The 7033-nt window shown below is 72.9% G+C and carries 5 protein-coding genes; all 5 read left to right on the forward strand.

The features are described 5' to 3' along the window. The coding region (locus tag GXP76_RS32605; protein WP_242575229.1) for a thioesterase domain-containing protein at window positions 1–3074 on the forward strand (3074 nt) is incomplete at its 5' end. Between the two features lie 369 nt (window positions 3075–3443). Continuing rightward, on the forward strand, window positions 3444–4712 hold the full coding sequence (locus GXP76_RS32610) for an ACP S-malonyltransferase (RefSeq protein WP_277994077.1): 1269 nt from the start codon (window positions 3444–3446) through the stop codon (window positions 4710–4712). After that, a complete protein-coding gene (locus GXP76_RS32615) occupies window positions 4703–5614 on the forward strand; it encodes a 3-hydroxyacyl-CoA dehydrogenase family protein (RefSeq protein ID WP_242575231.1) in 912 nt (303 codons plus the stop codon). The genes GXP76_RS32610 and GXP76_RS32615 overlap by 10 nt, the downstream gene beginning before the upstream one ends. Beyond that, window positions 5611–5883, forward strand: a complete 273-nt coding sequence (locus GXP76_RS32620) for a phosphopantetheine-binding protein (RefSeq protein WP_242575232.1) — start codon at window positions 5611–5613, stop codon at window positions 5881–5883. Before GXP76_RS32615 ends, GXP76_RS32620 begins: the two co-directional genes overlap by 4 nt. Before the next feature lie 13 nt (window positions 5884–5896). Then, a partial coding sequence (locus tag GXP76_RS32625; protein WP_242575233.1) for an acyl-CoA dehydrogenase family protein occupies window positions 5897–7033 on the forward strand: 1137 nt, incomplete at its 3' end.

Here is a 7033-nt window from a genome sequence, read left to right on the forward strand (position 1 = left end):
CCGAGGCACCCCTCGCCGACGTCTGCCACACCACGACCGCCCGCCGCGCGCACTTCGCGCACCGGGCCGCCCGCGTGACCGCGTCGCGCGACGATCTCGCCGACTGGCTGGCGGCCCTGGCGGCGGACGATGCCCCTTGTACGGTCGCCGACGGCCGGCAGCTCTCCGCGTCCGACGCGGTCGGCGCCCGCGACCGCGCCCCCGCGCGGCCGGTCGCCTTCCTGCTCGACACCACCGCGGACCAGGCGGCCCGCATCGTCGCGGCGCTGCACCCCGCCCACGCGGGCTTTCGCGTCCACTACGACGCGTGCGCCGCCGAGTTGGCGAGCGCCGCCATCGCCAACGCCGACGCCAATGCCACCACCGCCAACACCACCGACACCGACGCCGTACCGGCCGCCCTCGCGGCGGACCTGCGGACCGTCGCCTGCCAGGTCGCCCTCGTGCGTACGCTCGCGGACTGGGGCCTCGTCCCGGCCGCCGCGGTCGCCGGGAACGCCCCCGGCCACCTCGCGGCCGGCCTGCTCGCCGGCGCCCTCGACGTACGCGATACGGGCAGCCTGCTCGCCGCCCGGCACACCACCGCCCCCACACCAGCCACCCTTGCCAGGCGCGCTCCCGCCCTGCGTATGCTGCACGGTCCGCAGGCCGTCCAGGTGACCACCGACCAGTTCACCGACCCGGCCTTCTGGACCCGGACCGAGACCGGCCCCTCACCGCGGGCAGCGGTCGACGCCCTTGCCGCGCACGGCTACGACACCCTGGTCCACATCGGCGGCGCGCCGGCACCGGGAGACCCCAACGGTGTGTGGCGGCTGCCCGGTGACGACATCTGGCGAGAACTCCTGGACGGCCTGGCCCACCGCCACCTCGCGGGCGACGAGGTCGACTGGTCCGCCTTCGACGACGGCTACGACCGGACCCGGCTCGACCTGCCCGGACAGACCTTCCAACGCCACGCGTACCGCACCGCGCCCGCCGGACCCGGCACTTCGGCGTCCCCCGCCACCGGCTCACCGGCCGGCACCCTGGGACTGCGGACCCTGCCCCTGCCGCTGGAGCAGCGGCACTTCACCACCACGGTGAGCCGGGCGCTGGTGCCCGAGGTCGCCGACACCGCCGGCGTCGTCCACGTCGGCTACTACCAGGACATGCTCGCGTCGGCCGCGCCCGCCGACGGCGGACTCCGGCTGTCCCACGTCACCTTCGAACAGGCGCTGGCGCTCTCCGGCACCCGGGAACGTGCCGTGCACCTCGTCATCGACCCCCCGGACGGCGACGGCTGGTCCGCGTTCTCGGTGCACAGCCGGGCCGCCGACGAACCGGTCGCCGCCGACGAACCGGGCACCTGGCGCCGCCACGCCGGCGGCCGGGTGCGCACCGGGCGGGCCGGCGAGGACCCCGTGGCCGGCCCGGAGCCGCTCACCGAGCAGGCCAGGGCGGCGATCAAGGAGCGCTGCGCCGTGCGGATCGACGGCGCCGAGTTCTACCGCCGACTGAGCGAGCGCGGTGTTCCGTACGGCCCGTCGGTCGAATGGGTCACCGAGGCGTGGCTCGGCGACGGTGAGATCCTGGCCCGGCTCCGCGCCCCGTCCGCCGAGGAGACACACGGCGGTCCCGGCCGGCCCGCCCCCGAACTCCCCGTGCCGCCGGGCCTGCTGGACGCCTGCGCCCCGCTCTACGCGCTCGCCGCGGAGCGGGACCTGCACGAGCACGATCTGTTCATGGTCGCGGGACTCGGCGAGGCCGGTTTCACCGCCCCCGCCGACGGTCCCCTGTGGTGCCACGTACGGCTGACCGCGCCCGCCACCCGCCACCGTCTCGTCGGCGACCACGTGCTGTCCGCCGACGACGGCCGGACGGTCGGCTGGAGCCGCGACACCGCGATCTCGGTCATCAGCCCCAGCGGTCCCGCCACGGCCGCTCCGCCCGCCGACCCGGCGGCCGACGCCACCCAGGCGCGGTGGCGCGGCCCGGCCGGCCGCGCGGCCCTGCGGTCCCGGCTCGCGCGGGTCGTCGGGGAACTGCTGCAACTGCCGCCCGGCGACGTCCCGTTCACCCAGCCGCTGCCGGAAACCGGTCTCGACTCGCTCGCCGTCCTCGAACTGCGCCAGCGCGTGCGGGCCGAGGCCGCGATCGATCTCCCGGTCGACCTGCTCATCGCCGGGCCCACTCTCGACCAGGTGCTGGACCACATCACCGCGCCCGCCGACGGACACACCGGGACCACGACCCGGCGCCCCCACGACACGGACAGCGCCCGCTGGCTCCCCGCCACCCCGCGCGACGACAGCGCCGTACGGGTGTTCTGTCTGCCCTACGGCGGCCGCGGAACCTCGCTCTACCGGGACTGGGTGGCCGCCGCTGATCCCGCGATCGACGTGTGCCCGGTGCAACTGCCGGGCCGGGAGGAACGCAGGGACGAGGCTCCCCTCGACACGGTGGAGGACGCGGTGGAGGCCGTCGCGCAGGCGATCGAGCCCTATCTGGACCGGCCCTTCGCCCTCTACGGACACAGTATGGGCGCCCTGATCGCCTTCCGGCTGGCCCACCGGCTGGCACCCAAATACGGTGAGTCGCTGCGCCACCTGTTCGTCAGCGCGTTCAGCGCGCCCACGGGACGGGAGAACCCGCTCGGCGCGCGGCTGCGGTCGGTCACACGCAGCCTGGGCTTCACCGGAATGCCCGGCCACGCTGACCTGATGCGTCTGTCCCGCGCGGAGCCCGAACGCTACATGGACGCGCTGCGCACCGAGTTGGGCGACGATCTGGCCGGCATGGCCGAAGTGGCCCTGGACGGCGCGGGGTACGCGGACCTGCGCATCGTCGAGAGCTACCGCCAGGACCCGGACGAGCCACCGCTGCACCTGCCGGTGACGGCCTTCCACGGCGCCGCCGACCCGGTGGTGCACGAGTCGGACGCGCGGGCCTGGCAGACGCTGACCACCGCGGACTTCGAGTTGCTGGTCATGCCCGGTGATCACTACTTCGTCCACGGCGACCAGAGCGGACCCGGGGTCCTGACGGAACTGACGAACCGCCTGCGCGCCCCGCACGGGCCGACGCGGAGCTGACACCGGGCGGCGCCGAGAACACGACGGGTGGCTGGGAGCGCGGGTCGTACCGCGACGGGCAGCCCCAGCCGTTCGTCGCCTGACCGGCGTTGTCCGTCAACTCACGTTCAATTTCCCGGCACCCGTGAGATAAGTGCGCGCACGGGGAGCGGTATTAGGTGCCATTCGCGACGGGGGCATCGCTGAGCCAACACCGGTGCACGCCTTTCTACAGCATTGAGCAGTCCGCTTAAGCCGCCCTTGATTCGCCTTAACGCGACAGTGAGTCGCGTTCTCCCTCGTGTCAAATCCGGCTGTGGCGTGACGGTTTCGAAGGTCGGCAGCGGTTGGGGGAGGGGAAAACGAGCTCCTTGAACCGCCCGCCGGTCTATGGTTCACTCCCCGTGGATCACCCAGAATTCCGGACCATCAAATGCAACGGGGGAAGTCGTGTTCGCCGCTCCATGGGGAGTTGCCGCCGTTTTCCCCGGCGTCGGCTCGCAATACACCGGAATGGCCGCCCAATTGCACAAGCGGTACGGAATCGTCCGGGAAACGTTCGCCGAGGCGAGCGAGGTCCTCGAATTCGACGTCGTCGAATTGTGCACCGCCACCGAACCGTCGGCCCGCGCCCGCCTGAACCTCCAGACGGAGTCGCAACTCGCGCTGCTCACCATGGGCGTCGCGATGTACCGGGCCTGCGAGCAGGAGCTGGGCCGGACCGTGACCCACACCGCCGGACACAGTCTCGGTGAGTACACCGCGCTGTGCGCCGCGGGCGCCCTGCCGTTCGCCGCCGCGCTGCGGCTCGTACGGCACCGCGGGCGGTGCGTCGCCGACGTCGCCGCCCAGCTCGACGGCGGCATGATGTGGGTGACCGGCCTCGACACCGGCACCGTGGAGCACCTGTGCCGGCTGTGGAGGGAACAGGGCGTCCGCTCCGTCCACCCGTCGATCATCGACGGGCCGCGACGAGCCGCCGTCTCCGCCCTGAACGCCGATCTGCGCGACACGGCAGAGGAGTTCGAGGCCCGCGGCGGCCAAGTGTTCCCGCTGCGCGTCACCGGCCCCTTCCACAGCCCGCTGATGGCGCCCGCAGCCGACGCGCTGGCCGACGCCCTGACCGGCATCGACATCGCCGCGCCCCGGCTGCCCGTGATCTCCGGCGTCGACGCCCAACCGCACCCCGGCGGCCGGGCCGGCGCGCGTCTGCTCGCCGCCCAACTGGTCTCCCCGGTGCGCTGGCACGCCATCCAGCGGCACTTGGCCGCCGATGGCGTCGGTACGACCCTGGAGATGGGCCCCGGCAGGGTCCTGACCTTCCTCTCGGCCCGCACCCGCGGCCATCCCCGGCCCTGGCCCGTCGACCGTTACGAGGACTTCGGCGCGCTCGCGCGCGACCTGCGCCTGGGCGCCGACGACGCGCCCGCCGTCATCGACGCGTGCCTGCGTATCGCCGTGAGCACTCCCACCCGACGCCAGGACACCGACGTCGTGTCGCACCACCGGCGCCTGGAGGAGACCCGGAACGCCCCGGCACCCGACGCGATCGCGGCCGGACTCGAAGCACTTGACGCACTGTTGACCGTCAAGGGCATCGACAAGCGTGAGCGCCACAGACACCTCGCCGCAGCCACCGGAGGACGCACATGGCAGTAACCGGCACCGGCGACCCCACCCCGGACTCCTTCGGTACGGTCGGCGTCCTCGGAGCGGGCGTCATCGGCCTCGGCGTCGCCGCCGACCTCGCCCTGCACGGCTTCCGCGTGAACCTGGTCGACAACGACCCCGCCCAGTGCGAGAGCGCACCGGCCCGGCTCGCCGAGGCGGTCCGCTTCGCACCGATGCTCCGCCCCGGCTTCCCCGTCCCCGCCGACCGGGCCACGGCCGCCGTCCGGATCGGCACGGACCCCGCCGCGCTGACGGAGTGCACGCTGATCGTGGAGAACGTCACCGAACGCCTCGACGTCAAGGAGGACGTCTACCGGCTGCTGGACACCGTGGTCACCGACACGGCCGTCATCGCCGTCAACACCTCCAGCATCCCCGTCGCCCGTCTCGCCGCGCACCTGACCCGGCCGGAGCGCGTCATCGGCGTCCACTTCATGAACCCGCCCCACCTGACGGCCGCCGTCGAGGTGATGCGCCCCGACCGCACCTCCGACGAGACGCTCGCCCGCGTCGGCGAACTCGCCACGCTGCTGCGGAAGAAGACGATCGTCGTCGGCGACTTCCCCGGCTTCGTCAGCAACCGCATCTCCCACCTGTTCTTCAACGAGGCCGCCCGCGTCGTCGAGGAGCACGGCGTCGCACCCGAGACCGTCGACCGCATCTTCCGTGACTGCTTCGGCCACCGGATGGGCCCGTTGCAGACCGCCGACCTCATCGGCCTCGACACCGTCGTCCACACCCTCGATCACCTGCGCGAGGCCACCGGCGACCCCCGGTTCGACAGCAGCGCCCTGCTGCGCGACATGGTCCGCCGGCGGCAGCTCGGCCGGAAGACCGACCAGGGTTTCTACACCTACCAGCCACACCCACCCAGAGAGGTTCCCTCATGACCGACGCGGAGGAAGAAGCCGTCTGCCAGGCGGTCGGGACGTTCCTCGCCCAGCACGACCCGACCCTGCGCCCGGCCCCCGACGACGAACTGTTCACGTCGGGCCTGGTGAACTCGCTGCTCGTCGTCGAACTGATGGTGTTCCTCGAAGGCAGGTACGCGATCCGCTTCGGCGTGGACGACCTGGACCTCGGGAACTTCGCCACCCTGCGCCGGATCGCCCGTGCCGTCAACGAGAAACAGGCCGCGGTCCGCGCCGGCCGCGGCTGAGCCGGAGGACGACATGGACGACCTGCTCACCGAGGCGCAGCGACAGCACCACCGGACGATCACCGCGCTCGTCGGCACGGCGTGGGGCACGCACGGCCCCGACTGGGAAGGCGAGGCCGAACTGCCCGAGGACGTGGTCCAATGGTGCGCCGCCCAGGGCCTGTTCGGGGCGATGATCCCGAAGGAGTACGGCGGCCTCGGCTGGTCCGCCGTCGAACTCGGCCTGCTCTACGAGGCCCTCGGCCGGGTCAGCGCCTCCCTCGCGTCGCTGATCAACGTGCACGGCATGGTCGCGCGGACCCTGGTGCGCTGGGGGAGCGACGCCCAGCGCGAGACCCTCCTGCCGGACCTGGCGTCCGGCCGCCGCGTCGCCGCCGTCTGCATGACCGAACGCACCGCGGGCAGCGACCTGTCCGGCATCACGACCACCCTGAAGGAACAGCCCGACGGACTGCGGCTCGACGGCACCAAGCTGTACACCACCTTCGGCCGACGCGCCGACCTGTACCTCGTCCTGGCCGCCGGCGCCGGCGGCCAGGTGTGCTGTCTGCTGGAGCGCGGCAACCCCGGTCTGGAGGTCACGCCCATGACCGGGCTGCTCGGGCTGCGCGCGGCCGGACTGGCCACCGAGGTGATGCGGGACTGCCCCGTGGAACGGTCCGCCGTCATCGGCCGGCCCGGCTTCGCCTCCACCGTACTGGTCCCGCAACTGCTCGAACACGGCCGGCACGCGGTCGCCTGGATGGCCGCCGGGATGCTCCACCGGGCGTTCTCCGCCTGCTCCGCCTTCGTCCTCGGCCGTGAGACCTTCGGCCGCGACGTCATCGACCACGGCCAGATCCAGTCCCTGGTCACGGCCATGGGCGTCGACCTCGCGGCCGCCCGTGCCCTCTGCCTGACCGCCTCGCGTGCGCTGGACGACGTCGACGCCTCGGCTCCCCGCAAGGTCCTCATGGCCAAATACCTGGCCTGCCAGGTCCTCGAACGCCACAGCGCCCAGGCCGTACAGGCCATGGGTGCCCAGGGCTGCCTTGAGGAGAACGGCGTCGCCGGCGTCTACCGGGATGCCAAGGTCCTCAGCATCATCGAGGGCACCCCACAGCTCCTCGAACGCCTGCTCGCCGTACCCCTGGCACGCGAGGCGGTCAGG

The sequence above is a fragment of the Streptomyces sp. NP-1717 genome (assembly GCF_022695985.1).
GTDB lineage: Bacteria > Actinomycetota > Actinomycetes > Streptomycetales > Streptomycetaceae > Streptomyces.